This window comes from Halopseudomonas sabulinigri (genome assembly GCF_900105255.1).
In the GTDB taxonomy this organism is placed as follows: Bacteria; Pseudomonadota; Gammaproteobacteria; order Pseudomonadales; family Pseudomonadaceae; genus Halopseudomonas; species Halopseudomonas sabulinigri.
On record NZ_LT629763.1, the window covers coordinates 3,695,703 to 3,722,579 of the forward strand.

The 26,877-nt window shown below is 61.6% G+C and carries 25 protein-coding genes; 13 read left to right on the forward strand and 12 right to left on the reverse strand.

The features are described from left to right. The first annotated feature begins 9 nt into the window (after positions 1 to 9). The gene (mazG, locus tag BLU26_RS16905) at positions 10 to 795 is read left to right on the forward strand and encodes a nucleoside triphosphate pyrophosphohydrolase (RefSeq protein ID WP_092288543.1); all 786 of its coding nucleotides are present in this window, start codon (positions 10 to 12) and stop codon (positions 793 to 795) included. 92 nt (positions 796 to 887) lie between these two features. Here the strand turns inward: mazG and BLU26_RS16910 are convergent, their stop codons facing one another. Further along, a complete protein-coding gene (locus BLU26_RS16910) occupies positions 888 to 1,232 on the reverse strand; it encodes a pilin assembly protein (protein ID WP_092288016.1) in 345 nt (114 codons plus the stop codon). 178 nt (positions 1,233 to 1,410) lie between these two features. On the opposite strand from BLU26_RS16910, the gene ppc reads away from it, so the two are divergent. The 6 genes from ppc (at position 1,411) to BLU26_RS16940 (ending at position 7,837) form a co-directional block, all read left to right on the forward strand. Then, positions 1,411 to 4,050, forward strand: coding sequence for a phosphoenolpyruvate carboxylase (gene ppc, locus BLU26_RS16915; RefSeq protein ID WP_092288017.1), 2,640 nt, complete (start codon positions 1,411 to 1,413; stop codon positions 4,048 to 4,050). A gap of 242 nt (positions 4,051 to 4,292) precedes the next feature. Then, positions 4,293 to 4,940, forward strand: coding sequence for an adenylate kinase (adk, locus tag BLU26_RS16920; protein ID WP_092288018.1), 648 nt, complete (start codon positions 4,293 to 4,295; stop codon positions 4,938 to 4,940). A 117-nt stretch (positions 4,941 to 5,057) separates the two neighbouring features. Further along, on the forward strand, positions 5,058 to 5,738 hold the full coding sequence (gene tsaB, locus BLU26_RS16925; RefSeq protein WP_092288019.1) for a tRNA (adenosine(37)-N6)-threonylcarbamoyltransferase complex dimerization subunit type 1 TsaB: 681 nt from the start codon (positions 5,058 to 5,060) through the stop codon (positions 5,736 to 5,738). A 30-nt stretch (positions 5,739 to 5,768) separates the two neighbouring features. Further along, entirely contained in the window at positions 5,769 to 6,083 is a 315-nt protein-coding gene (locus tag BLU26_RS16930) for a hypothetical protein (RefSeq protein ID WP_092288020.1), read from the forward strand. A 9-nt stretch (positions 6,084 to 6,092) separates the two neighbouring features. Then, positions 6,093 to 6,974, forward strand: coding sequence for a DUF72 domain-containing protein (locus BLU26_RS16935; RefSeq protein ID WP_231701970.1), 882 nt, complete (start codon positions 6,093 to 6,095; stop codon positions 6,972 to 6,974). 65 nt (positions 6,975 to 7,039) lie between these two features. Further along, positions 7,040 to 7,837, forward strand: a complete 798-nt coding sequence (locus tag BLU26_RS16940) for a class I SAM-dependent methyltransferase (protein ID WP_407920357.1) — start codon at positions 7,040 to 7,042, stop codon at positions 7,835 to 7,837. 3 nt (positions 7,838 to 7,840) lie between these two features. Here the strand turns inward: BLU26_RS16940 and plsB are convergent, their stop codons facing one another. Beyond that, the gene (plsB, locus tag BLU26_RS16945) at positions 7,841 to 10,309 is read right to left on the reverse strand and encodes a glycerol-3-phosphate 1-O-acyltransferase PlsB (RefSeq protein WP_092288021.1); all 2,469 of its coding nucleotides are present in this window, start codon (positions 10,307 to 10,309) and stop codon (positions 7,841 to 7,843) included. Positions 10,310 to 10,674: 365 nt separating this feature from the next. On the opposite strand from plsB, the gene BLU26_RS16950 reads away from it, so the two are divergent. From BLU26_RS16950 to BLU26_RS16970, 5 genes are all read left to right on the forward strand, one after another. Further along, a complete protein-coding gene (locus BLU26_RS16950; RefSeq protein WP_092288022.1) occupies positions 10,675 to 11,604 on the forward strand; it encodes an ABC transporter ATP-binding protein in 930 nt (309 codons plus the stop codon). Further along, positions 11,601 to 12,335 carry an ABC transporter permease gene (locus BLU26_RS16955; protein WP_092288023.1) on the forward strand — a complete coding sequence of 245 codons (735 nt, stop codon included), beginning with the start codon at positions 11,601 to 11,603 and terminating at the stop codon, positions 12,333 to 12,335. Before BLU26_RS16950 ends, BLU26_RS16955 begins: the two co-directional genes overlap by 4 nt. 15 nt (positions 12,336 to 12,350) lie before the next feature. Further along, on the forward strand, positions 12,351 to 14,192 hold the full coding sequence (locus BLU26_RS16960) for a Gldg family protein (RefSeq protein ID WP_092288024.1): 1,842 nt from the start codon (positions 12,351 to 12,353) through the stop codon (positions 14,190 to 14,192). A gap of 10 nt (positions 14,193 to 14,202) precedes the next feature. After that, on the forward strand, positions 14,203 to 15,183 hold the full coding sequence (locus BLU26_RS16965; protein WP_092288025.1) for a DUF4340 domain-containing protein: 981 nt from the start codon (positions 14,203 to 14,205) through the stop codon (positions 15,181 to 15,183). A 237-nt stretch (positions 15,184 to 15,420) separates the two neighbouring features. Further along, on the forward strand, positions 15,421 to 15,630 hold the full coding sequence (locus BLU26_RS16970) for a cold-shock protein (RefSeq protein WP_092288026.1): 210 nt from the start codon (positions 15,421 to 15,423) through the stop codon (positions 15,628 to 15,630). Between the two features lie 399 nt (positions 15,631 to 16,029). Here the strand turns inward: BLU26_RS16970 and trxC are convergent, their stop codons facing one another. The 6 genes from trxC to rlmF all read right to left on the reverse strand — a co-directional run bounded on the left by trxC (position 16,030) and on the right by rlmF (position 20,398). Continuing rightward, complete coding sequence (gene trxC, locus BLU26_RS16975) at positions 16,030 to 16,461, reverse strand: thioredoxin TrxC (protein WP_092288027.1); 432 nt, start codon at positions 16,459 to 16,461, stop codon at positions 16,030 to 16,032. 53 nt (positions 16,462 to 16,514) lie between these two features. Continuing rightward, positions 16,515 to 16,976, reverse strand: a complete 462-nt coding sequence (locus BLU26_RS16980; protein ID WP_092288028.1) for a potassium channel family protein — start codon at positions 16,974 to 16,976, stop codon at positions 16,515 to 16,517. Between the two features lie 3 nt (positions 16,977 to 16,979). Beyond that, positions 16,980 to 17,357, reverse strand: coding sequence for a hypothetical protein (locus BLU26_RS16985; protein ID WP_092288029.1), 378 nt, complete (start codon positions 17,355 to 17,357; stop codon positions 16,980 to 16,982). Between the two features lie 32 nt (positions 17,358 to 17,389). After that, positions 17,390 to 18,193, reverse strand: a complete 804-nt coding sequence (locus BLU26_RS16990; RefSeq protein ID WP_157719395.1) for a putative RNA methyltransferase — start codon at positions 18,191 to 18,193, stop codon at positions 17,390 to 17,392. Continuing rightward, positions 18,193 to 19,329, reverse strand: a complete 1,137-nt coding sequence (dapE, locus tag BLU26_RS16995; protein WP_092288031.1) for a succinyl-diaminopimelate desuccinylase — start codon at positions 19,327 to 19,329, stop codon at positions 18,193 to 18,195. Before dapE ends, BLU26_RS16990 begins: the two co-directional genes overlap by 1 nt. A gap of 79 nt (positions 19,330 to 19,408) precedes the next feature. After that, the gene (gene rlmF, locus BLU26_RS17000) at positions 19,409 to 20,398 is read right to left on the reverse strand and encodes a 23S rRNA (adenine(1618)-N(6))-methyltransferase RlmF (RefSeq protein WP_092288032.1); all 990 of its coding nucleotides are present in this window, start codon (positions 20,396 to 20,398) and stop codon (positions 19,409 to 19,411) included. A gap of 229 nt (positions 20,399 to 20,627) precedes the next feature. Between rlmF and tcdA the strand changes: the two genes are divergently transcribed. After that, positions 20,628 to 21,404 carry a tRNA cyclic N6-threonylcarbamoyladenosine(37) synthase TcdA gene (gene tcdA, locus BLU26_RS17005; RefSeq protein ID WP_092288033.1) on the forward strand — a complete coding sequence of 259 codons (777 nt, stop codon included), beginning with the start codon at positions 20,628 to 20,630 and terminating at the stop codon, positions 21,402 to 21,404. A 126-nt stretch (positions 21,405 to 21,530) separates the two neighbouring features. On the opposite strand, the gene dapD is transcribed toward tcdA, so the two are convergent. Genes dapD through BLU26_RS17025 form a run of 4 tightly spaced genes read right to left on the reverse strand, consistent with a single transcriptional unit; the run spans position 21,531 to position 26,846 of the window. Continuing rightward, the gene (gene dapD, locus BLU26_RS17010) at positions 21,531 to 22,565 is read right to left on the reverse strand and encodes a 2,3,4,5-tetrahydropyridine-2,6-dicarboxylate N-succinyltransferase (RefSeq protein ID WP_092288034.1); all 1,035 of its coding nucleotides are present in this window, start codon (positions 22,563 to 22,565) and stop codon (positions 21,531 to 21,533) included. An 18-nt stretch (positions 22,566 to 22,583) separates the two neighbouring features. Continuing rightward, complete coding sequence (locus BLU26_RS17015; protein WP_092288035.1) at positions 22,584 to 22,901, reverse strand: arsenate reductase; 318 nt, start codon at positions 22,899 to 22,901, stop codon at positions 22,584 to 22,586. A 39-nt stretch (positions 22,902 to 22,940) separates the two neighbouring features. Then, positions 22,941 to 24,137: a succinyldiaminopimelate transaminase gene (gene dapC, locus BLU26_RS17020; RefSeq protein ID WP_092288036.1), complete on the reverse strand. Its 1,197-nt coding sequence runs from the start codon at positions 24,135 to 24,137 to the stop codon at positions 22,941 to 22,943. A 9-nt stretch (positions 24,138 to 24,146) separates the two neighbouring features. Then, the gene (locus BLU26_RS17025; protein WP_407920330.1) at positions 24,147 to 26,846 is read right to left on the reverse strand and encodes a [protein-PII] uridylyltransferase; all 2,700 of its coding nucleotides are present in this window, start codon (positions 26,844 to 26,846) and stop codon (positions 24,147 to 24,149) included. Positions 26,847 to 26,877: the final 31 nt, after the last annotated feature.

Sequence of the window (26,877 nt, forward strand, 5' to 3'; positions counted from 1 at the left end):
CTATATCTGATGGCGCGGCTGCGCGACCCTGAGCACGGCTGTCCGTGGGATCTTGAGCAAAGTTTTGCCAGCATAGTGCCGCATACCCTGGAAGAAGCCTACGAGGTGGCGGATGCGATTGAGCAGCAGGACTTTGCTCAGTTGCCCGGCGAGTTGGGTGATCTGCTTTTTCAGGTGGTGTATTACGCTCAGTTGGCGCAGGAAGAAGGGCGTTTCGATTGGGCGACGATAGTGGATGGCATCACGCGCAAGCTGGTTCGCCGCCATCCGCATGTGTTTCCCGACGGCAAGCTGCGTACGCCGCCGGGCAGTCTGACGCTGGCCCCGGAGCAGATTAAACAGCGTTGGGAGCAGATCAAGGCCGAAGAGCGGGCAGAAAAGGCCGAGCGCCCGGAGCAGCTGTCTTTGCTGGATGACGTGCCGCAGGCACTGCCATCACTGAGTCGTGCGCAGAAACTGCAGAAGCGTGCCGCCGCTGCTGGTTTTGATTGGCCAGAGGCTGCCCCGGTGGTCGACAAGGTTGCCGAAGAGCTGGACGAAGTGCGTGAAGCCCTGCAAAAAGGCGACGCGGCGGCAGTAGCGGAAGAAATGGGCGACTTGCTGTTTTGCGTGGTGAATCTGGCGCGCCACCTGGGCGTGGATGCGGAAAACGCCTTGCGCCAGGGCAATAACAAGTTCGAGCGCCGGTTTCGCTACATTGAAAAGGTGCTGCACGAACAGGGCGCCACGGTCGAGCAAAGCGATTTGGCCTTGCTTGATACCTTATGGGATCAGGCCAAGGCGCGAGGTCTCTGACTGTTCGCCTTGGCTACGGCGTACAGCCTTGCCCCCGCCCAAAGCACGCACGGTGACTGCTGCGAGCGGCTGCCCGCAGCGGCGCCAGCGTTTCAGTGCTGCGTTTCCTGTTGTTGCTCGATCAGCTGCTGCAAGTGCTTGCGGCTGAGTGCCAGGTAACGCGGCGTCGGGCCTTCATCCTTATACAGCGGATCACCCAGTTCATCGCGTGAGATGACCTCGCTGCCCGCTTGATAGGGCAGGCTGGCCTCCAGCTCCTCCAGTGCGGAGCTGAGCAGGTCGGTAATCAGGTCCTCGACCCTGCGTTTTGGGTACATTTCGTGCAACGCAGCGAGCCTGGCTGCATCTTCAAGGCACAATTTGACCTCATAACTGTTGCGGGTCACACGGCCTTTGGCGGTCTTTTCCCACGTCTGGGTGAGCTCACGGATCTTCATGTTTCCCCCTGGTCACTTTGGTTCGCTTGTGGCGACACTGTCAGCATAGACCATATGCGACAGCTGTCTGCGGCAGCAGCGGTTGGCTGCATTATTCACCGTACCCAGTACTCTTGACCCCTTGTCAGCGTCTTTGTTGCATCGCATGCTGTGGGTCCACACGGCTGGAGGTTCCTGTATGACTGAAATCGATGCTCGCCTGCGTGAGGATGTACACCATCTAGGCACTTTGCTCGGGCAAACCATTCAGGCCCATCTGGGCGCCGACTTTCTGCAACGCATTGAACGCATACGCTTGGGTGCCAAGCAGGGCCGCAAGCAGGACGCGGCCGCGCACGACGAGCTGCTCGCCGCGCTGCAGGACCTGCCCGACCAGCAGTTGCTGCCGGTTTGCCGAGCGTTCAATCAGTTCCTCAATCTGGCCAACATCGCCGAGCAGCATCACCGTATTCGTCGGCGCCGGGCCGACGAGCCGCTGGCGTTCGAGATGCGCTGTGTCAGCGAGTTGTTGAGCCGCTTGCTAAGTGAAGGCTTCAGCGCCGGGCAGATCATGCAGCAGATCAATACGCTGGATATCGAGCTGGTGCTGACCGCGCATCCGACCGAGGTGACTCGCCGTACCCTGATTCAGAAGTACGACGCCATTGCCGAGGCCTTGGCACGTGGCGATCACGATGACCTGACCGAGGCTGAGCGAGAAGCGGTGCGTCAGGACCTGGCGCGGCTGATCAGCGAGGCCTGGCATACCGATGAAATCCGGCGCCAACGGCCGACCCCGGTAGACGAGGCCAAGTGGGGCTTTGCGGTCATCGAGCATTCCCTTTGGCAGGCGCTGCCGCAATTTCTGCGCAGTTTTGACGCTGATACCTTTGCCGCCACCGGCGAACACCTCGACCTGCGCGCGGCGCCGGTACGTATCGCTTCCTGGATGGGCGGGGATCGTGACGGCAACCCCAATGTCACCGCTCCCATCACCCGGGAGGTGCTGTTGCTGGGCCGCTGGATGGCGGCGGACCTGTATCTGCGTGATGTCGATTCACTGGCGAACCAGCTCTCCATGCACGCCGCAACGGACGCGTTGCTGGCATTGGCCGGAGACGCCGCCGAACCCTATCGCGCTGTGCTCAAGCAGCTCAAGTTACGCTTGTTGGCAACGCGCGATTGGGCCAAGGCCGCACTAAGCGAAGAGGTGGCCCCCGATGAGGCCGTGTTGCAGTCGCTTGAGGATCTACGTGATCCCCTGGAGGCCTGCTATCACTCACTGGTAAAACTGGGTATGCGGCGGATCGCCCATGGCCCCTTGCTGGATACCCTGCGGCGCGTCAATGCCTTCGGGCTCGGCCTGGTCAAACTGGACATCCGCCAGGATGCCGGGCGTCATGCCGACGTCTTTGCCGAGCTGACCGAGTATCTGCAGCTGGGTAACTACGCCGAGTGGGATGAAGAGGCGCGCTGTCGTTTCCTGCTGCAGGAGCTGCACAGCCGTCGTCCGTTGTTACCTACACACTGGCAGCCCAGCACCGAAGTGGCCGAGGTATTGGCCACCTGCCGCGTGGTGGCCAATCAACCGCAGCTGACGCTGGGCTCCTATGTCATCTCCATGGCCTCGCACCCCTCGGATGTGCTGGCGGTCAAGCTGCTGTTAAAAGAGACCGGCGTGCAATGGCCGATGCGTGTAGCACCACTGTTCGAGACCCTGGCAGACCTGGAGCATGCGGCGGACGCAATTGACCGGCTGCTGTCGCTAGAGGATTACCGCGCGCTGGTCGGCGATGAACAGGAAGTCATGATCGGCTACTCGGATTCGGCCAAGGATGCCGGCACCCTGGCCGCCGGTTGGGCGCAGTACCGCGCGCAGGAAGCGCTGGTAAAGGTCTGCCAGCAGCATGGTGTGCACCTGCGCCTGTTCCATGGCCGCGGAGGTACCGTTGGCCGAGGTGGCGCGCCCGCGCACATGGCTATTTTGTCGCAGCCGCCAGGCTCGGTGCAGGGCCAGCTGCGGGTAACCGAGCAGGGCGAGATGATTCGCTTCAAGTTTGGTTTGCCGGGCATCGCCATTCAGAGTCTGCAGCTCTATGCCAGTGCCGTGCTGGAGGCAAGTTTGCTGCCCCCACCGGCACCCGAGCCGGCCTGGCGCGAGCTGGTGCAGCGTCTGGCGGATCGGTCGGTTGAGGTGTATCGCGGGGTGGTGCGGGAGGAGCCGCAATTCGTTGAGTACTTCCGTCAGGCAACGCCCGAGCAGGAATTGGCGCGACTGCCGCTAGGCAGTCGCCCGGCCAAGCGCCGTAGCCAAGGCGGCATAGAAACATTGCGGGCGATCCCGTGGATTTTTGCCTGGACGCAGACGCGTCTCATGTTGCCGGCCTGGCTGGGCGCCGGCCAGGCGCTGCAAGAGGCGTTGGACGCCGGTGAAGGCCGGGTGCTGCAGGACATGATGGCGGGTTGGCCGTTTTTTCTGGCGCGGGTAGAAATGCTGGAAATGGTGCTCTCCAAGGCGGATGCCGGTATTTCCCGCTTTTATGAACAGCGTCTGGCGAGCGCCGATCTCTGGCCGTTGGGCGAGCGTCTGCGCGCGGCGCTGCAACAGGCGACCGAGGTGATACTGGAGCTGCGCGGCACGGACGTGCTGCTGGCGCACAATCCTGCGTTGAGTGAGTCGGTCGCGGTGCGTAACCCCTACACCGATCCGCTGCATTTACTGCAGGCGGAATTGATGGCACGTACCCGGGCACAGGGTGACCGTATTGATCCGGACCTGGAGCGCGCCTTGCTGGTGACCGTTGCCGGTATCGCTGCCGGCATGCGCAATACCGGTTAACGCCGCTGTAGGCGCCGCCATTCGTCGGTTTGGCGGCGCTATTGTCAATTGTTTCAAAGGCTTGTCTGGGTGCGACAATGGTCCGGCTTGTGCAGGCCTGCGCGTGCGTGTATGTTGAACGCCCTTTTGCCCCCGGCTGTGTGGGCTAAGCGAATTCTTGTGACGGCCTGCGCGCCTGTCCTCTGCCAGCGGGCGGCCGGTTGCTGCCGTTGGCGCGGTTTCAGTTAGACGAGGAGTAAATCATGCGAGTCATCCTGTTAGGCGCCCCCGGTGCGGGCAAGGGTACCCAGGCCCAGTTCATCTGTGAGCGTTTTGGTATTCCGCAGATTTCCACCGGTGACATGCTGCGCGCAGCGATCAAGGCCGGCACTGACCTGGGTAAGCAGGTCAAGGAAGTCATGGACAGCGGCGGGCTGGTGTCGGACGACCTGATCATCGGTCTGATCAAGGAACGCATCACCCAGGAAGATTGCGCCAACGGCTTTTTGTTTGACGGCTTTCCGCGCACCATTCCGCAGGCTGAAGCGCTGGTTGAGGCCAATATCGAGCTGGACCACGTGCTGGAGATCGCCGTCGCCGACGAAGAGATTGTCGCCCGCCTGTCCGGCCGCCGCGTGCATCCTGACTCCGGCCGCATCTATCACGTTGAGCACAACCCACCGAAAGTCGCCGGCAAGGATGACGTGACCGGTGAAGATCTGATTCAGCGCGATGACGACAAGGAAGAGACCGTGCGCAAGCGTCTGCAGGTCTATCACACGCAAACCAAGCCGCTGGTCGAGTTTTACAAGCAACTGGCTGCCGACAAGGGCGCGCCCAAGTGCTCCAAGGTAGAAGGTATTGGTTCGGTCGAGCAGATCACCGCCAAGGTACTGGCAGCGCTGAGCTGAGCTGCACCTGCTTGACCTCTTTACCTGCTTGAATCAAGGCCCGTGTTGACTCCTGTCGCACGGGCCTTTGCATTTGGGTACAATTCCCGCCCACTTTAAAGCGACCGCTGAAAACCCATGACCACACTGCTTGCGCTGGATACTGCCACTGAAGCCTGCTCGGCTGCCCTGTTGCATCAGGGCGAGGTGGTTTTTCGCAGCGAAGTCATACCGCGTCAGCACGCGCAGCGACTGCTGCCCATGCTCGAGGAGCTTTTACAGGAGCGCGGCATAACGCTGGCCCAGGTCGACGCCCTGGTATTCGGGCGCGGGCCGGGTGCTTTTACCGGTGTGCGTATAGCCACCGGCATGGTGCAGGGTCTGGCCTTTGCCAGTGGCAAGCCGGTGATCGCTATCTCCAATCTGGCCGCGCTGGCGCAACGCGCTTGGCGGGAGCATCAGGCGGAGTCTGTAGCGGCGGCGATCGATGCGCGCATGGACGAGGTTTACTGGGGCGTGTTTGCTCAGCGTGATGGCGTAATGCAGGCAGTTTCCGACGAGCGGGTATGTGCTCCAGAACAGGTAACCTTGCCCGATGGCACTGCTTGCGCCGCGGTGTCCGGTGCTGGTACCGGCTGGCAGTATGCCGAGCGGCTAGCGGTCAAGCCCGCGGTTTGCTGGCCGCAGATGCTGCCGGATGCGCGCGATCTGCTGGCGTTGGCCATGCCGCACTGGTTGGCCGGCGAGGTACTGGACGCCGCCGATGCCCAGCCGATCTATTTGCGTGACAAGGTTGCCACGCCCAAAGCGCAGCGCTAATCTGAGCGCCTTGATAGCGGAGAACCAGCAGTGCGTCTTGACGGCCTGAACCCCTACACCACGCTCCCCGAGCGCAACAACCGGATCGCCACCAGTGCGGCCCCGGTTGATGCTGCGCGTGCGAGTGCAGCTGAGCAGGCCACCACGGTATCGTCCAGCCGTTCATTGACCACCCGCACGGTCAATGCCACCTCGGCCAACGCCGAGTACATCCCGGCCCGCCGCGAAATTCAACAGCCGGTTTATGGTCGTAGCAATCAGGCGCTGGCCAGCTATGAGGCCACCGCCAGCTTGCCGGTCGATGGTGACGCTGACAGCGTGGTCGGCATAGACCTGTTTGCCTGATTGGTGTCGTTGACCGATTCCCCCCTGCGTCTGGGTTGCACCCAATGGTCTGATCCGCTCTGGCAGAGCGCCCTCTATACCAGCAATAGTGAGGCCGATCAGCGCCTGGCACAGTATTGCCAGGTATTCGCTGCGGTAGAAGGCAACACGACCTTTTATTCCCTCCCGAGTGCCGAGCGGGTAGCACGCTGGGCAGAGTTGATGCCGGCGGACTTTCGCTTCTGCGCCAAGCTGCCGCGAGAGGTCAGCCACGGCGGCCGGCTAGATGCTGACAGTCCCGTGCTCAAGGCGTTCTTCAACCGCATGGCGCCGTTGGGCCAGCGTCTTGGCCCGGTCTGGCTGCAACTGCCGCAGCGCTTTGCCCCCGCGAGCCTGGCTGAATTGACAGCTTTTCTGGATGCACTGTCTGACGAGTTTGCTTACGCCGTGGAAGTGCGCCACCTGGACTTCTTCCGCAAGGACAGCAACGAGCAGCAACTGAACCGTCAACTGCGCCAACGCGGCGTGGAACGCGTCATTTTCGATACCCGCGCGCTCTTTGCCAGTGCCGATACCTCGCCCGCGACCCTGGAAGCCAAGGCGCGCAAGCCGCGCCTGCCCGTGCACGCGCTGGCATTGACCGCCCAGCCCGCCGTGCGCTTCGTGGGTGGCATGGACAACGATGCCAACTTGGCAGCCTTGCAGCCCTGGCTCGACAAATGTACCCAGTGGCTGGGCGAGGGCTTGCGGCCGTTGTTGTTCATGCACACGCCGGACAACCGCCTGGCACCGCAGTTGGCGCGTCTTTTTTACCGGCAGCTGCAACTACGGTTGCCGCAGCTGCCGTCGATGCCGCTCTGGCCCGGTGAGATCGAGGCGGCGCAGCAGCCGCAGCAAGCGGGGCTGTTCTGAATGCCGACCAAATTACTTACCGAATGTTTGCCGAGCTGTTTATCGGCCTGGGAGCCGCAATGACTGTGGATAACGACGCCAGCGGGCTGGCGGTTCTGGCTGCGCAGGGCCACGAAAGCGCGGCTGCGGCGTTGGCTGAGCGGCTGCAGTTACCGCTGCAGCAAAGGTCACAGCCGCTGGCCGCATTGCTGTTGTGTGTGGATGAGCAGGGGCTCAGTTTGCGCAGCACTGAGGTGGATGTGCCGGGCGCGGCGGCCACTGGCGCAGTGCGGGTCGACTTTGTCGGTGGCGCGCAGGCGCATCGTCGGCAGTTTGGCGGTGGTGCCGGGCAAATGGTGGCGCGTGCCGTGGGCATTCGGGGTACGCTGCGGCCCAGCATTCTGGATGCCACCGCCGGGCTGGGCCGCGATGCCTTCGTGATGGCCTCGCTGGGCTGCCGGGTGACCCTGCTGGAGCGCCAGCCGGTGATCGCGGCGCTGCTGGCGGACGGGCTGCAGCGGGCTCGTGCGGCCGGCGGCGAGGTCGCCGAGATCGTCGAGCGCATGCAGTTGCATTGTTGCGATGCGATCAGCGCCATGACTGATTGGCAGGACGAGGTTCCGCAGGTAATTCACCTGGATCCGATGTTCCCGCACCGCGACAAGTCGGCACTGGTGAAGAAGGAAATGCGCCTGTTCCGGCCGCTGGCCGGGGACGACGATGATGCCCCCCAGCTGCTTGCTGCGGCGCTGCAACTGGCCAGCCACCGGGTGGTGGTCAAGCGTCCGCGCAAGGCGCCGGCTATTGCCGGCCAGGCGCCTAGCGCGGAAATGAAGGGGCAGTCCAGCCGCTACGACATCTACGGCAAGAAGCGCCTTGAATAGCCGTTACTCCGCCTTCGAGGTGCGCGCTACCTGGCGAATCGACAAGCGGATCTCAGCGCTGAGTACCCGTTTGGCAATGTTCTCGGCGATGTCTTCCAGCCCGGCCACATAGTGCAGCCGGCCTTCGTCGTCCGGCCGCACTACACGCAGGTCAATCAGCCGCTGGATAAACTGGCGGAACAGCGTCTTGTCGAAGAATTCCGGCGCATTCAGGCCGTGCAGAATCGATAGCCGTTGCGCCATCACCGTACACAGAGCCTCCAGCTGTTCGGCGGTCTGACTGCCGTTGGGGAAGTTCAGCAGCAGCGCCGAGGCCATGTAGAAGCGCTCGAGAATCTGGATGATGCTGCGGGACAGCAAGCTGAGCATCACAAACTCGCCGGAACTCAGGTCGGGCCGATGAATCTGGCCATCTTCTTCACGCAACAGACCCTGTGCGACCAGGCTGTCGACCCAGGTCTGGATTACCTGTGGCAGCTGAGCTTCGTCCCACTGCAGGAACAGCTCACCCTGCAGGTAGGGATAAATACCCAGAATCAAACGCTCGATCTGTGAACGGTTCATCCGCGGGTTGTTCTGGAACAGGCAGGCGATCAGCGCCGGCAACACGACCAAGTGCAGAATATTGTTGCGGTAATAGGTCATCAGTACCGCTTGTGGCTCATCCAGCACCATGATTTCGCCCAGCGCATCGGACTGGCGCTGGATCATCTGCATGCTCTCCACGTGCTTGATCATCGCCTGACCGTCCATATCCGGCAGGGTAACGCTGTCGCTGTAGGGCACCTGACGCAACAACGCGGCGTAGCGGTCGAGTACCTTCGCCAGCGAGGTTTCGTCCAGTGCCAGGCGTGCGGTCGATAGCATCGCCAGTGCCACCAGATTGACCGGGTTGACGTCGGCGGCAGCGCTGATCGCACTGGTCAGAGTGCGGGCCAGTTGATTGGTGGTGTCGTTCAGCCAGGCCGGGCGATAGTCCGGCGCGAGCGCTTGCGCGCGCCAGTCGGGTTGCTGCTGGTCGAGAAACTCGGCCAGCGGCAATGGCTCGCCGAAGTTCACCGCGACCTCGCCAAAGCGCAGCTTCAGCGCCGAGATCACTCGGAACAGATCGAATATCGACTCTTTCTTTTTCGTCTTGCCGCGCAGCTCGCCCAGGTAGGTGCGGCCCTCCAGCACCCGCTCATAACCAATGTAGACCGGGACGAATACAATCGGCCGGCGAGGCGAGCGTAAAAAGCTGCGCAGGGTGATGGCCAGCATGCCGGTCTTGGGGCTGAGCATGCGACCGGTGCGCGAGCGGCCACCCTCAATAAAGTACTCGACCGGAAAGCCACGGCTGAACAGGGTGTGGAGGTACTCGTTGAATACGGCTGTGTATAGCTGGTTGCCCTTGAAGCTGCGACGCATGAAGAAGGCGCCGCCGCGGCGCAGAATGCCGCCGATCACCGGCATGTTGAGGTTGATGCCGGCGGCGATGTGCGGCGGGGTCAGGCTATTGCGCAGCAGCAGGTACGACAGCAGCAGATAGTCGATATGGCTGCGGTGGCAGGGTACATAGATGATTTCGTTGCCGCGGGCGATATCCTGCACGCGCTTGATGTGGTTGACCTTGACGCCGTCGTACAACTTGTTCCAGAACCACGACAGCACCACTTCGAGAAAGCGAATGATGCTGTAGGTGAAGTCTGAGGCGATCTCGTTGGCATAACGCGCCGCCAGTGCCTGAGCCTTGTCGTGGCTGATATTGTTTTCGGTGGCCTCACGGCGAATGGCCTCTTTGACCATGGGGCCGTGCAGCAGCCCTTTGAGCAGGGTGCGACGGTGCGCCAGCTCAGGGCCTACTACGGCCGCGCGCTGGTGGCGGAAGTGTACCCGCAACAGGCGATTGACCCGGCGCAGGTGGCGCTCGTGATCCGGTTCAGGCGCGGTGAGGGCCTGCAGCGACATGCTCTCACCAAAGTGCACACGGATGTTGCGGCCGTGCAGCACAATGGCCAGCAGCTTGCGCAGCCGTCCGCCAACCCAGTTGTAGGCAAACAGCAGTTTGATGGCCGAGGATTCGGCATCCGGCGAAAGCCCCCAGAACACGGTAATGGGGACCAGCTGTACCTCATCGCAGCCCTGCTCGACTGCGTCCAGAATCTGTCCCATGCGCGGTGACTGGCGGCGCGGATCTGGCCGGCCGACCCAGGAGCTTTCGCTGCTCAGGAAAACGTAGGACTCCTCTTGCTGCAAAGGCTGGCGTGGCGGGCGAACCGGCCGGGGCAGCCCGGCCCGCACGCACTCGCGGTCGGCCACGATCAAGTCGGACAGCGAACGGTAGGGGAGTACGTAGATAACCGGCTTGAGTGGGTCCAGCTTCAGGTCGCCTGCAGGATTGCCGATGCTTTTCGATTTTGCCCAGAGATAAAGCATGCGTCTGGACAGGCCAAAACGCAGGCGACCAAAAAAGGAGGAGTAGGCAGCGGACATAATCTTCTCAAGGCAGATGAATCGCTGACAGTCAGGCTGTCAGGGGCGTTGGCACGAATTCTAGCGCGTTTGTTCGGCAGTAACAGCCCGGTGCACGGGTGGCCGTTGGGAAGCCCGGCATATCCTTGCTTGAAATGCGTACGGCGGATTCATATAGTCACTGCCTTGAGCGCAGCGCGCTCCAGGGTGAATGCAGCGGATTTTGACTGCGACAACCGGCCGCAGGTCTCGCACGGGGGAAGTGTGAACCAGCGCACAGGGCCAATGTCTATGTCTTCGCGTTCAATCCTGGAGAGAAGCGAGTGCCTGGCGGTGACTGCCCACGGGCACGCTGCGACCTATAATTTGGGGGAATAATAAAAGGCATGATCAGTATAAATAGCCTGACTAAACGCTTCGGCGAGCACGTCGCCGTCGATAACCTGTCTTTTGACGTCAAGCCGGGCGAAGTGCTCGGTTTCCTCGGCCCCAACGGCGCCGGCAAATCCACCACCATGAAAATGCTCACCGGCTTTCTGACGCCTGATGGCGGCTCGGCTTCGGTGTGTGGCTTTGATGTGCAGACGCAAATCCTGCAAGCACAGCAGCAGATGGGCTATTTGCCGGAGGGAGCGCCTTGTTACGGCGACATGCGCGTCAAGGGCTTTCTTGAGTTCATCGCAGCGGTGCGTGGCTTCAGCGGCGCCGAGAAACACCAGCGCGTCGCCCGCGCGGTCGAGCAGGTAGAGTTGCAGTCGGTGCTGGGACAGCGCATCGAAACCCTGTCCAAGGGCTTCAAGCGTCGCGTCGGTCTGGCGCAGGCGATTCTGCACGACCCGCAGGTGCTGATCCTCGATGAGCCTACCGATGGCCTGGACCCCAACCAGAAGCACCATGTGCGCCATCTGATTCAACAGTTGGCCGAAGGCAGCAACAAGATAGTGGTGATCTCCACGCATATTCTCGAAGAGGTCAGCGCCGTGTGTTCGCGCGCGGTGATCATTGGTCGTGGCCGTCTGCTGGCCGATGGCACCCCGGACGAGCTGGAGGCGCGCTCGCGTTATCACCAGGCAGTGACGCTGTCGCTGTCGCAACCGGTGGACACGCAGGCGCTGGTACAGCTGCCAGGCGTGCTGGCGGTAGAAAGCCAGCGTGAAGGTCAGCAACTCACGGTGCTGGCCAAACCTGGTGAGGTGATTTTCCCGGCCGTGGGGCAGCTGGCCCGCGAGCAGCACTGGCCGGTGGCCGAACTCTCGGTGGAGCGTGGTCGTCTGGACGATGTCTTCCGTGGTCTGACATCAGGGGAGGCGGCATGAGCAACCTGGGCGTAATCTTCAAGCGCGAGTTGGGCAGCTATTTTGCGACCCCGCTGGCCTATATCTTCATCGTTATCTTTCTGGTGCTGTCGGCACTTTTCACCTTTGATCTGGGTGGCTTCTATACCGCCGGTCAGGCCGATCTCAACGCCTTCTTCTCGTTCCACTCCTGGCTGTACCTGTTCCTGGTGCCAGCCATCGCCATGCGCCTGTGGGCGGAGGAGCGCAAGTCGGGCACCATCGAGTTGCTGATGACCCTGCCGGTCTCGCGTACCGACATGGTACTGGGCAAGTTTCTGGCGGCCTGGGTGTTCGTCGGCATTGCCTTGCTGCTGACCTTCCCGATCGTGCTGACCGTCAACTATCTGGGCAACCCCGATAACGGCGCCATTTTTACCGGTTACCTGGGCAGCTGGTTGCTGGCCGGCGGGTACCTGGCCATCGGCTCCTGCATGTCGGCAGCGACCAAAAATCAGGTCATCGCCTTCATTCTCAGCGTGGTGGTGTGCTTTATCTTCATTGCTGCCGGAATTCCCATGGTGCTCGATTTCTTCAGTGCCTGGGCGCCCCAGTGGTTGGTCGATGCCATTGCCTCATTCAGTTTTCAGGTTCGCTTCAGCGCTTTGAGCCATGGCGTACTGGAGCTGCGTGACCTGCTGTATTTCTTCTCGCTGATGGCCGGTTGGTTGTTCGCCACAGCGATTGTCATCGACCTGAAAAAGGCCGATTGAGGCAAAGGAGCATTCATGAAACGTCTGATTTTTTCTGGTGCCGGCCTGCTGGTGCTGCTGCTGGCCTTTGTTGCCTTCAATATGGCGAGCAACGTGCTTCTGCCGGGTGCACGTATCGATTTGACCGAGCAGAAGCTGTACACCTTTTCCGAGGGCACCCAGCAGATTCTGGCTGACTTGGAAGAGCCTATAGATCTGTACTTCTTCTTTTCCGACCAGGCCAGCAAGAAGAACGTGGCGCTGCGCAACTATGCCAAGCGTGTGGAGGAAATGCTCAAGGAGTATGAGCGCGAAGCCGACGGCAAGATTCGCCTGCACATCATCGACCCCCAGCCGTTCTCCGAAGCGGAAGACCGCGCCGCCGAGTTTGGTCTGCAGGGTATTCCGCTGACTCAGAGCGGCGATAACCTCTATTTCGGCCTGGCCGGCACCAATGAACTGGCCCAGCGAGAGGTAATCCCATTCTTCGCGCTGGAGCAGGAGGGCATGCTGGAGTACGAGCTGAGCCGCCTGGTCAGTACCCTGGCACAAACCGAGAAGCCCAAGGTGGGGTTGATTTCCGGATTGCCGATGAGCGGTGGCATGACGCCTTACTCGCAGCAACCGGCCCCGGCCTGGGTGGCGCTGGAGCAGATGCAGCAGATGTTCGATGTGCAGGAACTGCAACACGACGTCGACCAGATTCCGGACGATATCGGTGTGCTGCTGCTGGTGCATCCAAAGTCCTTGACCGAAGCGGCACTCTACGCGGTGGATCAGTTTGTGCTGCGCGGCGGCAAGCTGCTGGCATTCATCGATCCCTATGCCGAATCGGACCAGGGTATGGAGGCGATGATCGAAGGCATGGCCGATGGCAAGTCATCCGACCTGGGCCCGCTGCTCAAGGCGTGGGGCGTGCAGTACAACCCGGAACAGGTGGTCGTGGACGAGCGTCAGGGTATGTCGGTCAGCCGCGGTCAGGGCCAGTTGCCGGCCCGCCACATTGGCTGGCTAGAGGTGGAACCCGCACAGATTGATCGCGAGGACACCATCACTGCGCCGCTGCAGCTGCTGACAGTCGGTACCGGCGGTGCCCTGGTGCCGGTTGATGGCGCCAAGACGCAGTTTACCCCGCTGTTGACCAGCACCGCAGACAGCGCCCTGATGCCAAGCGAAGCCTTCGCCAAGCTGCGCGACCCGGAGGATCTGCTCAAGGGCTTCACGGCCGATGAGCATACCTACACCTTTGCCGCGCGCCTTGAAGGCCCTGCAGAATCGGCCTACCCCCAGGGCGTTGAAGGGCATGAGCCCGGTTTGCAGAGCGCCGACAACATCAACGTGGTGGTGGTGGCCGATACCGATATGCTCACCGACCGCATGTGGGTACAGGTGCAGGATCTGTTTGGCCAGCGTATTCCGCAGCCCTGGGCTGACAATGGCGGCTTTTTGATTAATGCGCTGGATAACCTTTCCGGCTCGGACGCGCTCATCAGCGTACGCTCGAGAGGCGACTTCAGCCGCCCGTTCACTGTGGTGGAGAAGTTGCAGCGTGATGCCGAAAGCCGCTTCCGTGCCAGCGAACAGCGCCTGCAGCAGCAATTGGCCGAAACCGACCAGCGGCTCGCGCAATTGCAGCAGAACCAGGACCCGAACCAGTTGACCGAATTGACCACCGAGCAGCGCGACGCCATTCAACAGTTCATCGATGAGAAGCTGGCCATTCGCAAGCAATTGCGTGACGTGCGCTACAAGCTGAACGAAGACATCGACAACCTGGGTACCCAGTTGAAGTTCATCAATATCGCCCTGGTGCCGCTGTTGCTGACCTTCGGCGTGCTGATCTGGTGGCTGGTTGGCCGCCTGCGTCGCAAACACTGAGGAGCCGAGTATGCGCAAGATTGTGTTGATCGTAGTCGCGCTGCTGGCCGTGGTGCTGGTGGCAGTGGCGCTGCAGGTACGCAAGACTGACCGCGTGGCAGACCTGCAAAGCTACAAGCTGCTTTCCGAGGCGCAGTTGAAGACCCTGGCCGACACCCAGGCGATTACCCTGCAGCGCGGCGAGCAGCGTGTTGAACTGGTGCGCAAGGGTGGCCACTGGCTGGTCGCCAACAGCGATGACTTTCCGGTTATGCAGCCACGCTTGGCAGCGCTACTGCTGGCCCTGCGTGGCGCTGAAGTGCAGGAACAGAAGACCAGTAACCCGGAGTACCATCAGCGGCTTGGCCTGAGCGCCGATAGTGAGCCACCGGTACTGCAGGTGACCCTGGACGCCGGCGACAGCGAGCTGGGTCTGTTGTACGGCAACACGGTGGGCCAGGGGCAGTTGCTGCGTCTGGCGGATACCGACCAGGTACTGTTGATCAACCGGCCGCTGAATATCTCGGTCAACAGCCATGACTGGCTGGATCTGCAAGTCAGCTCGATTGGCCTGGAGCAGATTGCCAAGGCTGCCTGGCAGCATGCCGACGGTGAAGCGTTAGTGCTGGAGAAGGCCGAGCAAGGCGATTACAACTTCCGCCTGGCGGGCGAGGAGGGCGCCGACGGGCAGGAGCGCAAACTCAACAGCATGGTGCTGGCGCTGGCCAACCTGCGCGCACAGGATGTCAGCCTGCGCAGCGAGCTGAATCTGCCCGAGCCCAGCCTGAGGATGCAACTGAGCACCTGGTCTGGCTCGCAGCTCAATGCGTCGCTATATCAGATTGATAACCAGTATTGGCTGACTATCGACCGCCTGCAGCAGAACGATGAGCAGCCGCTGGAAGTGCGTGCCGATCCACGCTGGGCTTACCAGCTCAGTGTGGCGCAGCACGATCAGTTGGCGCTGCGTGCCGCCGATCTGCAGCCCGAAGCGGCTGGTGCCGAGCAGTAACCCTTGAGCAGCCCGCAGCTCAGCCGATGGTGTCCACCGTCGGCTGAGTTGCCGGACGGCTTGGTCGCCGTCAGCTTGCACCCCTTTCAGCATTGTCTAGACTCGAAACAAGGCCTCTGCAGCAGCGCAGAGCTGCTGGTCCGTGCGCGCTATTCAGGCGTCGGCGGCGTTGGCAGGCCAAGAGTGTTGCCGGTAATGCAGCAACGTCATCAAGTCTGTTGTAGTGAGGAAGAGGTAATGGCAGAGCGCGAGCACGGGACCGTCAAGTGGTTCAACGATGCCAAGGGGTTTGGTTTTATTCAGCGTGAGTCCGGTCCGGATGTCTTTGTACACTTCAGAGCCATTCGGGGTGATGGTCATCGCACTCTGGTGGAAGGGCAGGCGGTGGAATTCACCGTGACCCAAGGGCAAAAAGGCCTGCAGGCGGAAGACGTCGCCAAGCTCTAGTAGCCCCCGAGACGACTTGTCTGCACCTGCTGCCGACAGGGAAAGCGCCAGACGCTGACGCGAGCGAGGCTTGCGCAGGGAGGTGCGGATGAATGAAAAGTGGTTCTGCCTTGCGTTGGGGGATGGCCTACTCGCTGCGCCCGTGATTGCCGAGCTGGCGGCGCTGTCGCTGTCGACGTGCGCGCGCCACGCGACCCCCTTTGGCGCTACTACTGCGCCATCGCCAGCAGGGCTTGCACTGCGTCCATCATCTGTATTTCACTCCTGGCCTGCATGAACTCGCATCACGTTACGCAGCACGCCCCTGCGCGCGACCTGGCATGGCGGGGCTGGAATTGCTCAATCGCGAGCCAGGCAGCCTGAGTTGGTGGCAACGTCACCCGGAAATTTGATCGGCGCTCAGGTAATGGCGGGCAAATGGGTGTCCAGCCAGCGGGCAAACTCCTGTGGCGGTACCGCGCCGTTGAGTCGCGCGACTGCCTGACCGCGGTGCAAGATCAACAGGGTGGGAATGCTGCGAATGGCGAAGCGGGCCGCGAGATCGGGAGCAGTCTCGGTATCAACCTTGGCCAGCCGGGCACGCGGTTCGAATGCTGTCGCCGCTTTGGCAAACACCGGTGCGAACTGCTGACAGGGGCCGCACCAGGAGGCCCAGAAGTCGATCACCATTGGCAGGTCGGCACTGGCATGTTTGGCGAAGGTGGTGCTGCTCAGTGATAGCGGCTGTCCGGTAAACAACGCCTGTTTGCAGGCACCGCAGGTCGGGTTGGCATCCAGGCGTGCTGGTTCGAGTCGATTCTTGCGGTGGCAGTGGGGACAACAGATCAGCATGGGCTGGTTCTCCGCGTGGCTTTACAGCTGTGATGGGGGCCTGCAGCGCGTTTTCAAGCCTGGCGACCGCGCTCGTCTCTTCCGCGCCAATGGCGCTGTAACTCCAGGAAAGTCAGCGAGGCCGACCAGGTGATCAATACCAGCCCGGTCAAGGCTTCTGTGCCATACAGGAAGCGGATATTACCTACCGGGGTGATGTCGCCGTAGCCCAGTGTGCTGTAGGTAGTCGCGGACAGATAAACCGTTTCAAACAACGTTGGCTCTGGCATCCCGGCGATGCCGCCCAGTTCGGGTATTTTCAGCATCAGCAGGGCGCCGGCGCCAAACAGCCAGATCTCGGCGATATGGGCCAACAGCAAGACGAAGATCAGTGTGAGAATCCGTGGCCGCTCCGACAGGCGCGTGGTGTCGAGAAAGCGCTGCAGGCGAGCCAGTACCTCGTAGTGCAGTATCACCGCCAGAATCACCAGTAGCACGCTGGCGCAGACGGTAATCCAGTGATACTGGTCGATCATGACCTAGAGCGCCCAGACGAATTCGCTTTCACCGTCGGCGTTGACCTTCAGCCAGCGGTCGGCATCGGCTTCGCCATCGGTTTCGTTCCAGCTGCCCACCGAGCAGCGCACCTCATGCCCCAACGCCTGATGAACTGCACGTGCGCAGTCGACGTCGGTTGCCCACGGCGTGGCCTCACTGTCGAACCAGACGCTGGTCCACTTACCTGCAGCCTTGCGCACTATCATCAACGGGACGGCGGGCTGGCTTTCGATCAGACCCTGTCGGCTATTGCCCTTGGGCTCGTCGAGCACGACCGGGCCCATCGCCTCGGGCAGCCAGGCGAGCAGATCCTTTACATGGTCTTCGCGCAGGTAGATCTCGATATCGGGTTGGCGCACGATGCGTCCTCGTGGAGCAGTTGATCGGGTGGTTACAGTCTTTCCAGCAATACCATTTGCATGGCTACTTCCAGTCCTTCGACACCGCTGGCACAGATGGCCTGTTGGCGCTCGGGCTGGCTGCGAAAACCGTGCGGCGTCATGCCGATCAGGTGACTTAACTCGTCGGCAGGTACCTGCAGAGCATAGCGCAGGGTGCTTTGCGAGACGATGCGCAATTGATCAGGCAGCGATTTGATCAGTTCGGGTGTGGGGTGCACGGTGTCGTAGAGTTTTTCACGCAGGGCCAGCAGATGATCAGCATGCGGGCCGACAATAAGTACGCGGCTGCTGGGGCGAAGGGTGCGCACGCATTCTTCCGGCGACCAGGGACTGAACACGCACAGCGCCGCGTCCAGGCTCTGATCGGCCACCGGCAAGCGGGCGCTGGAGGCGACCAGCCACTGAATGGTTTTGCTGCGACGACAAGCCTTGAGAATGGCGTCCTTGCTGATGTCCAGCCCGGCGAGCCTGGCCTGCGGCAACGCAGCGGCGAGTCGTGCGCTGTAATAGCCCTCGCCGCAGCCCATATCCAGCACGCGCGCGGGTGCTGATTCTGCCAGCTGTGCGTTGATCGCATCGCTGACCGGCTGATAATGCCCGGCATCGAGAAACGCCTGGCGGTGCGCCAGCATCTGCGGGGTGTCACCGGGTTGCTTGCTGTTCTTGTGCTGCACCAGCAGCAGATTCAGGTAGCCCTGGCGTGCCTGGTCGTAGCTGTGGCCGTTGGCACAGCTCCAGTGACGCTCGTCGGCGGTCAGCGATTCTCGGCAATGCGGGCAGATAAGCTCGATCATCAGGCCAGCAACCGCACCAGCGTGGCTTCGTAGATATCCGTGAGAATATCCAGATCTGCGGCCTTGATGCATTCGTTGACCTGGTGAATGGTCGCATTGACCGGGCCCAGCTCGACCACCTGGGTACCCATGGTAGCGATAAAGCGGCCGTCGGAGGTGCCGCCGGAGGTCGAAGGCTGAGTGTCGCGGCCGGTCACCTGTTTGATTGCCGCCGCCACGCCGTCGAGCAGGGCGCCTGGCTCGGTCAGAAACGGCAGGCCGGAGACGGTCCAGTGCAGCTCGTACTCCAGGCCATGTTGATCCAGCAGGTCGCGCACGCGCGCCTGTAAGCCTTCGACGGTGGATTCGGTGGAGAAACGGAAGTTGATCAGCGCTTCCAGCTCGCCCGGCACCACGTTGGTGGCACCCGTACCAGAATGGATATTGGAAATCTGAAAGCTGGTTGGCGGGAAGAAGGCATTGCCCTCGTCCCAGCTCTCTGCGGCCAGCGCGGCCAGCGCTGGCGCGGCGAGGTGAATCGGGTTGCGCGCCAGGTGCGGGTAGGCCACGTGGCCCTGCTTGCCCTTGACGACCAGCCGGGCATTCAGCGAGCCACGGCGGCCGTTCTTCACCACATCGCCGACCAGCTCGGTGCTCGAAGGCTCACCGACAATGCACCAGTCGACCTTCTCGCCGCGTTCAACCAGCGTCTCGACCACCTTGACGGTGCCTTCGGTTGCCGGACCTTCCTCGTCACTGGTAATCAGGAAGGCGATGGAACCGCGATGGTCAGGATGCTGGCGGACGAAGCGCTCCGCCGCGACCACCATGGCCGCCAGGCTGCCCTTCATGTCGGCCGCGCCGCGACCCAACAGCATGCCGTCGCGCACGATGGGCTCAAAGGGTGGCTGATCCCAGTTCTCCAGGGGGCCGGTGGGTACCACGTCGGTATGGCCTGCAAAGCACAGCACCGGGCCCTGCTCGCCGCGCCTTGCCCAAAGGTTATCCACCTCACCAAAGTTCAGTTGCTCCAGCTGGAAGCCAACAGCGGCCAGACGCTCGCCCATCAGTTGCTGGCAGTCAGCGTCTTCTGGGGTGGTGGAGTTGCGCGAGATCAGCTCGCAGGCCAGGGTGAGGGTGGGGGATAGCTCGGTCATGATTCGCTTCGCTGGTGGTGTGTCTGGCGCACATGATAACAGAGTGGGCTGCCGGGCCAGAGGGCCCGGCAATCGATCCTTAGCCTGCGGGTTTTGCCGGGGCCGGCCAGCGTGCCTTGCGCCAGGCGCGCCGCTGTTTCTTGTCGAGAAAGGTCCAGGCCAGCAGGCGGCTGCGCTTCTGGCCCTGGGCCATATCCAACACGCGCACATCGGTTGCGCCCAACTCGCGCAGCTGTATTGGTAGCTGTTTGAGCGTATCGGCATTGGATACCAGGCTGCTGAACCAGAACACCTGCTGAGTAAATTCGGCGCTTTCCGCGGCCATGCGCGACAGGAAGCCGGCCTCGCCACCGGCACAATGCAGCTCGTTGGCCTGGCCGCCAAAATTGAGCGTGCCGGCCTTGCTGTCGGCTTGCTTGCCCAGTTGCTGCCACTTGCGTTGATTGGCTGCGCGGGCTGCTTCGGCGCTGGCGTGGAACGGCGGGTTACACAGGGTAAAGTCAATCTGTTCGTCTGGTCTGATCAGTTGGCGGAACAGCTGGTCGCTGTGTGGCTGCAGACGCAGGCTGATGCGCTGCGCGGCATGTGGGTTGGCATCGAGCAGCCGCTCGGCGTTGTCCAGCGCTACCTGGTCTATATCGCTGCCGACAAAGCTCCAGCCGTAATCATGGCTGCCGATCAGCGGATAAATCAGATTGGCGCCGGTCCCCAGGTCTAGGCCCCGTATTTTCTTGCCTGTGGGTATCTTGCCGTCATGACTGTCGGCCAGCAGGTCAGCCAGTGTGTGCAAGTAATCGGCGCGCCCCGGTACCGGGGGGCATAAATAGCCGGGCGGAATGTCCCAGTCGCGGACCTGGTACTGCAGGCGGAGCAAGGCTGCGTTCAGCGCCTTGACGGCTTGCGGGTTGGAAAAATCGATACTCTTGCCGCCCGCTGGGGAGTCAAGCAAATGCCCGCGCAGCGCGGGGTGTGCGTTGCTCAGGGCGGTAAAGTCGTAGTGGCCCTGATGGCGATTACGCGGGTGCAGAGCTGCGTTGCTCTTCGCTTTGGGGCGGGTTTTGCGCGGCATGGGAGGTTCCCTGATGATGGGGTGTGATTCTCCCACACTTGAGGAGCCATAAGCCATGCAACGCCGCTGCGGGCTTGTGCACAAATACCGTGGATGAATCTGTGGATAACCCAAGGATAGCTGTTCCGGCCCTACGTCTGACGGGGCCTGTCAGCGTCTGGCTGTTTATTGAGCAATCGCACCGTGCATGCACGCTGATATACTTGCTGGCTGATGGCAGGGGGTACAGATGGCAATAGATGATCCACGGTTTGGTGGCATAGCACGCTTGTACGGCGTGGAAGCACTTGCGCGGCTGCAGGCCAGCCATGTAGTCGTAGTCGGGATTGGCGGTGTGGGCACTTGGGTTGCCGAGGCGCTGGGCCGTACGGGTATTGGCCGGATTACGCTGATTGATCTGGACGAGGTCTGTGTGACCAATACCAACCGCCAGTTGCCGGCTATGGACGGCAATATCGGTCGGCCCAAGGTTGAAGTTATGGCGGAGCGGCTGCGGGCAATCAATCCAGCGTGCGTGGTCAACCCGATACTGGATTTTGTTTCGGCCGCGAACCTGGCGGATTACCTCGGTGACGAGGTTGATTGCGTGGTCGATTGCATCGACAGCATCAAGGCCAAGGTAGCGCTGATTGCCTGGTGCCGCCGGCGCAAGCTTGCCGTTATCACTACCGGCGGCGCTGGCGGGCAGATTGACCCTACTCAGGTAACGGTGTCGGATCTGTCGAAGACCGTCAACGACCCCTTGGCCGCGAAGGCCCGCTCACAATTGCGCCGCGAGCACAATTTCCCCAAGGCCGACAGCAAACGCAGCTTCGGCGTACCCTGCGTTTATTCCAAGGAGCAGCTGCGTTATCCAATGCCAGACGGTTCGGTCTGTCAGCAAAAATCCTTTGTGGGAGAAGGGGTGCGCCTGGACTGCGCTGGCGGCTTTGGTGCGGTCACCATGGTTACGGCCACCTTTGGCATGGTTGCCGCTGCGCAAGCGGTTCAACGCCTGCTGCGTTAAGCCCCAGCTTCCAGCTTTAAGCGCCCTTTGAAACAAAAAAGCCCGAACCGATAACCGGAACGGGCCTTTTCGTGAACTGCTTGCAGCTTAAAGCTTGTCGCTTGCAGCTACTGAGCGCGAAGGCGCTCAGTTGTGGGCATGCAGCATGTCGTTGAGCTGAATAGCGCTCTTGTTGGTCTTGCACTCGATGGCGCCGGTCTGCGAGTTGCGGCGGAACAGCAGGTCAGACTGGTTGGCCAGATCGCGTGCCTTGACGATTTCGACCAGGTTGTCGGCGTCGTCCAGTAGGGTGACCTTGATGCCGGCCGTAATATACAGACCGGCTTCTACGGTGCAGCGATCGCCCAACGGGATGCCAATACCGGCGTTGGCGCCAATCAGGCAGCCTTCGCCGACCGAAATGACGATGTTGCCGCCACCGGACAGCGTGCCCATGGTCGAGCAGCCGCCGCCCAGATCGGAACCCTTGCCCACGAAGACGCCGGCGGAAATGCGGCCTTCGACCATGCTGGTACCCGCGGTACCGGCGTTGAAGTTGATAAAGCCCTCGTGCATGACGGTGGTGCCTTCGCCAACATAGGCGCCCAGGCGCACACGGGCGGTATCGGCGATGCGGATGCCGGCGGGGACCACGTAATCGGTCATCGATGGGAATTTATCGATGCTGTGCACGACCAGTGATTCACCCTGCATGCGCGCTGCCATCTGACGCTGCGGCAGCTCGTTGATGTCGATGGCGCCCTGGGTCGTCCAGGCAACGTTCGGCAACAGTGGGAAAATGCCAGCCAGCACCACCCCATGCGGCTTGACCAGGCGGTGCGAGAGCAGGTGCAGCTTGAGGTAGGCCTCAGGGGTAGAGGCGGGGGCCTCATCGGTAGCCAGTACAGTGGCGACCAGCGGACGCGTGCTGCTGGCCATTTGCGCGACCAGGGCGCCGGCCTCGGCAAAGCCCGCGCTGCTGAGCGCTTCGGCCAGGGCGGCGCATTGGCTGGCAGCAAAGTTGATGGCCTGATTGCCTTCGCTGTAGCCGAGTTGCTCGCTGACAACCTTGATCAGGGCGTTATCGGGGTTCAGCAGCGGCTGTGGGTAAAAGACCTCAAGCCAGTTGCCTGCGCTGTTCTGGGTGCCGATGCCAAAGGCCAGGCTGAAACATTCGCTCATGGGGTTGTTCCTTTGATGCTATGCATTGGTGTCGAACGCGCTGGCATACCACTCCGGCTTGAAGCCGACCAGGCGCTGTGAGCCGGTATCCAGTACCGGTCTTTTGATCATCGAAGGGTTGGCCTGCATCAGGGCAATGGCCTTGTCGGTGTCGATGTCTTGTTTGTCTGCGTCATCCAGCTTGCGGAAGGTCGTGCCCTTGCGGTTGAGCAGGGTTTCCCAGCCGTGTTCTGCGCACCAGGCGCGCAGGTGCTCGGCGTCGATGCCTTCTTTCTTGTAGTCGTGAAAAGCGTATTCCACACCCTGCTCATCCAGCCAGGTGCGCGCCTTTTTCATGGTGTCACAGGCTTTTATGCCGTAAAGGGTAATCACGTATTACAGGCCCTTGATGAAGTCGCGGATGCGCTCGGCGGCTTCGATGCAGTCGCTCAGCGGGGCGACCAGCGCCATGCGAACCCGGCCGGCGCCGGGATTATAACCATCAATCTCCCGCGAGAGGTACCGCCCAGGCACCACGGCCACGTTTTGCTCGGCCAGCAAACCTTGGGTGAAAAGGTCATCGGCAATGGGCGTGACCGGCCAGAGATAGAAGCCTGCATCGGGGCGTTGGACTTCCATCACCGGCTCAAGAATGGCCAGGACAGCATCGAACTTGGCCTGGTATTGCTCGCGGTTCTCCGCCACGTGGGACTCATCCTGCCAGGCCGCCAGACTGGCCAGCTGGCTCTGCACGGGCATGGCGCAGCCGTGATAGGTGCGGTATTGCAGATAAGGTCCGAGCAGGCTCGCATCACCGGCGACAAAACCCGAGCGCAGCCCTGGCAGGTTGGAGCGCTTGGACAGGCTGTGGAACACCACACAGCGCGCGTAGTCGTCTCGGCCCAGCGCGGCACAGGCCTGCAGCAGGCCGACCGGCGCCGGGCCGGCGGGTGCATAGATCTCGCTGTAGCACTCGTCTGAAGCAATGACAAAGTCGTACTGGTCAGCCAGTTTGATCAGTTGCTGCAGGGTCTCCAGCGGGATCACCGAGCCGGTCGGGTTGCCGGGCGTGCAGATGAACAGCAGCTGGCAGCGTTGCCAGACGTCGGCGGGTACCGCGGCAAAATCCGGAATGAAATCGTTGCTGCCATCGCAGGCCAGATAATGCGGCTCGACACCGGCCAGAAAGGCGGCCCCTTCATAGATTTGATAAAAGGGATTAGGGCTGACCACCAGGCCTTGCGGGTCGCGCTCGACCAGCGCCTGGGTAAAGGAAAACAGCGCCTCACGGGTGCCGTTGACCGGGATGATGTTGCCGCCAATATCCAGGCTGCCAGGCTTGAGGTCGAAGCGGCGGGTCAACCAGTCAGCGATACCCTGAAGCAACTCGGGTTTGCCCTGGGTCGTGGGGTAGACCGCCGCCTGGTCCAGATTGTTAGCCAGGGTCTCGAGCACAAAGGGTGGCGAGGGATGCTTGGGTTCGCCGATCGACAGGGAAATCGGCCGCAGGGCAGGGTTGGGGGTTACCTCCGCGATCAGCGCGCGCAGCTTTTCAAAGGGGTAGGGCTGCAGGCGTTGCAGGTCACTATTCATTCACAATCCTCAGGGGCCAATGGCAATCGGGCTGCTGTACGCCTGCTCGGTTGGCTGGGTACTGCTCAGTGTCTCGATAATGGTCTGCTGCAGGCGTTCGCACAGGGCAGGGTCGGACAGCGCCTGGTTGTCGGCGTCGGTCAGTACGAAAACGTCGTCAACGCGTTCGCCCAAAGTGACGATCTTGGCGTTCTGCACGCTGATGTCGAAGTCCAGCAAAATACGTCCCATACGGGCCAGCAGACCGGGCCTGTCCGGGGCGCTCAGTTCCAGAATGGTGTGCTGGCCGTTGGGGTCGTTGAAAATGGTGACCTCGGGGGCAAAGGCAAAATGCTTCAGCTGGCGCGGCACCCGGCGCTGGATGATGGTCGGGAAAGCGTCGGGGTCGGACAGCGCCTCGATCAGCTCGTCCTTGATCTGGCGGATACGCTCGGGATTGTCGCCGATGGAGCCGCCGTCCGAGTCGAGCACGATGTAGGTGTCCAGGCTGAACTGGCTGGTCGAGGTGATAATGCGCGCATCCTGAATGCTCAGGTTGAGCTGATCCATGGCCGACACGGTAGCGGCGAACAGGTCGTTCTGCTCCGGCGTATAGATGAATATCTGGGTGGCGCCCTCAAACTCGCGCTGCGCCGTCTCCTTGATCAGCACAAGCGGGCCATGGCGGCTGCTGTGTTGCACAATCGCTTCGGTGTGCCAGGCCACGTCGCTGGCGGTATGGCGCAGGAAGTAGTCATCACCCAGCTCGGACCAGAGCGCTTCGGCATCCTCCTCCTCGATACCGTTGCGCACCAGAATGTCGAGTGCGGCCTGTTGTGTCTGGCGAATGTGCTCATCGCGATCAGGCGGGTTGTCCAGGCCACGGCGCAGCGCCCGCTTGGTTTCGGTATACAGCTGACGCAGCAGGGAGGCGCGCCAGGAGTTCCACAGGGTTGGATTGGTGGCGTTGATATCGGCAATGGTCAGCACGTAGAGGTAGTCGAGACGCACCTGGTTGCCCATCTGCACCGCAAAATCGTGGATGACCAGTGGGTCGGAGATGTCCTTGCGCTGCGCGGTGGTCGACATCACCAGGTGGTTTTCCACCAGCCAGGCGATCAGGTGGGTATCCCACGCGGGCAGGTGGTGACGGCTGCAGAACAGCTCTGCATCCACCGCGCCCAGCTCGGAGTGGTCGCCACCGCGGCCCTTGGCGATGTCGTGATAAAGCCCGGCGATGTACAGCAGGTCGGGTTTGGGCAGGCGGCAGAAGATGCGCCAGGCCAGCGGGTAGCGGTCCTGGTACTCGGGCCAGCTGAGTTTGCGCAGATGCTTGATCAGATTCAGCGTGTGCGCATCGACCGTATAGATGTGAAACAGGTCGTGCTGCATCTGGCCAACGATCTTGCCGAATTCCGGCAGGTAGCGGCCGAGAATGCCGTAGCGGTTCATCCGGCGCAGGTTGCGGTGGATGCCTTCCTTGCAACGGAACAGCTCGATAAACAGACTGGTATTGCGGATGTCGCTACGGAAATCATCGTCGATCAGATGGCGATGATCGCGCAGCAGACGAATGCTGTCGGCCCGCACGCCGCGAATTTCCGGGTGCTGCGCCATGAGTACGAATATTTCCAGAATGGCGAACGGCGTGCGTTTGAAGACGTTGGGGTTGGTGACTTCGATGTAATGGTTGCGGATCTGAAAGCGGCTATTGAGTGGCCGAATATCCGCCGCCTCGGCGTCACGCAGCAATATCTCTTCAAAGTGTTGCATCAGCAGATCGTTCAGCTGTGACAGCGACATCACTACCCGATAGTACTTCTGCATGAAGCGCTCGACCGCCAGCTTGCTGTCGTTGCCTTCATAGCCCAGCATCTTGGCTAGTGCGCGCTGATGGTCAAACAGCAAGCGGTCCTCGGCGCGGCCGGCCAGGTTGTGCAGGGCAAAGCGAACTTGCCAGAGAAAGTCGCGCCCGGCGGTGAGGATGCTGTACTCGGGCTCGTTGAGAAAGCCCTGGTCGACCAGTTCACGCAGATCGTTGGTGCCAAAATGCCGTAAAGCGACCCAGGCAATGGTCTGGATGTCGCGCAGCCCGCCCGGCGAGCTTTTTACATTGGGCTCAAGGTTGTATTCGGTATCGTTGAACTTGGCGTGACGGGCTTGCTGTTCAGCGCGTTTGGCACGGAAGAACTCGGCGTCACTCCACATATGCTCGGTACTGATGGCGCCCAGCATGCCCTGACGCAAGGCTTCGTCACCGGCCAGCGTACGCGACTCCATCAGGTTGGTGATGATGGTCAGGTCGGCTTTGGCTTCCTGCTGGCAGTCTTCGATGGTGCGCACGCTTTGGCCGACTTCCAGACCAATGTCCCAGAGCAGCATCAGGAAGGTTTCGATCGAAGGGCGGAAGGCTTCGGCGTCGTCGCGCACCAGGATCAGCAGATCGAGATCCGAGTGCGGGTGCAGTTCACCACGGCCGTAGCCACCCACCGCCAACAGTGCGATGCCAGGGTCCCGGGCGCAATCGAGCTGGGCCCAGGCCTGCTGCAGGATCTGATCGGTAAACCAGGCGCGCTCATGGATCAGTTGGCGGATATCGCGACCGCTTTCAAAGCGGCTCTGCAGCACGCCGTCGGCGTGCCTGATGGCCTTTTTGAAAGCACCGATCGGACTACTCTTTAATGCCAATTCCGCCTGGAACTGGCCCGGATCGAAAAGCGCGTTATCCATCGTATCTATCCTTGGCGGTGAGTGGCCTGGT

Coding starts and splice junctions, on each gene's coding strand:
- mazG (WP_092288543.1), top strand. CDS start 10: ATGGCGCGGCTGCGCGACCCTGAGCACGGCTGTCCGTGGGATCTTGAG.
- BLU26_RS16910 (WP_092288016.1), bottom strand. CDS start 1,232: ATGAAGATCCGTGAGCTCACCCAGACGTGGGAAAAGACCGCCAAAGGC.
- ppc (WP_092288017.1), top strand. CDS start 1,411: ATGACTGAAATCGATGCTCGCCTGCGTGAGGATGTACACCATCTAGGC.
- adk (WP_092288018.1), top strand. CDS start 4,293: ATGCGAGTCATCCTGTTAGGCGCCCCCGGTGCGGGCAAGGGTACCCAG.
- tsaB (WP_092288019.1), top strand. CDS start 5,058: ATGACCACACTGCTTGCGCTGGATACTGCCACTGAAGCCTGCTCGGCT.
- plsB (WP_092288021.1), bottom strand. CDS start 10,309: ATGTCCGCTGCCTACTCCTCCTTTTTTGGTCGCCTGCGTTTTGGCCTG.
- BLU26_RS16950 (WP_092288022.1), top strand. CDS start 10,675: ATGATCAGTATAAATAGCCTGACTAAACGCTTCGGCGAGCACGTCGCC.
- BLU26_RS16955 (WP_092288023.1), top strand. CDS start 11,601: ATGAGCAACCTGGGCGTAATCTTCAAGCGCGAGTTGGGCAGCTATTTT.
- BLU26_RS16960 (WP_092288024.1), top strand. CDS start 12,351: ATGAAACGTCTGATTTTTTCTGGTGCCGGCCTGCTGGTGCTGCTGCTG.
- BLU26_RS16965 (WP_092288025.1), top strand. CDS start 14,203: ATGCGCAAGATTGTGTTGATCGTAGTCGCGCTGCTGGCCGTGGTGCTG.
- BLU26_RS16970 (WP_092288026.1), top strand. CDS start 15,421: ATGGCAGAGCGCGAGCACGGGACCGTCAAGTGGTTCAACGATGCCAAG.
- trxC (WP_092288027.1), bottom strand. CDS start 16,461: ATGCTGATCTGTTGTCCCCACTGCCACCGCAAGAATCGACTCGAACCA.
- BLU26_RS16980 (WP_092288028.1), bottom strand. CDS start 16,976: ATGATCGACCAGTATCACTGGATTACCGTCTGCGCCAGCGTGCTACTG.
- BLU26_RS16990 (WP_157719395.1), bottom strand. CDS start 18,193: ATGATCGAGCTTATCTGCCCGCATTGCCGAGAATCGCTGACCGCCGAC.
- dapE (WP_092288031.1), bottom strand. CDS start 19,329: ATGACCGAGCTATCCCCCACCCTCACCCTGGCCTGCGAGCTGATCTCG.
- rlmF (WP_092288032.1), bottom strand. CDS start 20,398: ATGCCGCGCAAAACCCGCCCCAAAGCGAAGAGCAACGCAGCTCTGCAC.
- tcdA (WP_092288033.1), top strand. CDS start 20,628: ATGGCAATAGATGATCCACGGTTTGGTGGCATAGCACGCTTGTACGGC.
- dapD (WP_092288034.1), bottom strand. CDS start 22,565: ATGAGCGAATGTTTCAGCCTGGCCTTTGGCATCGGCACCCAGAACAGC.
- BLU26_RS17015 (WP_092288035.1), bottom strand. CDS start 22,901: ATGAAAAAGGCGCGCACCTGGCTGGATGAGCAGGGTGTGGAATACGCT.
- dapC (WP_092288036.1), bottom strand. CDS start 24,137: ATGAATAGTGACCTGCAACGCCTGCAGCCCTACCCCTTTGAAAAGCTG.
- BLU26_RS17025 (WP_407920330.1), bottom strand. CDS start 26,846: ATGGATAACGCGCTTTTCGATCCGGGCCAGTTCCAGGCGGAATTGGCA.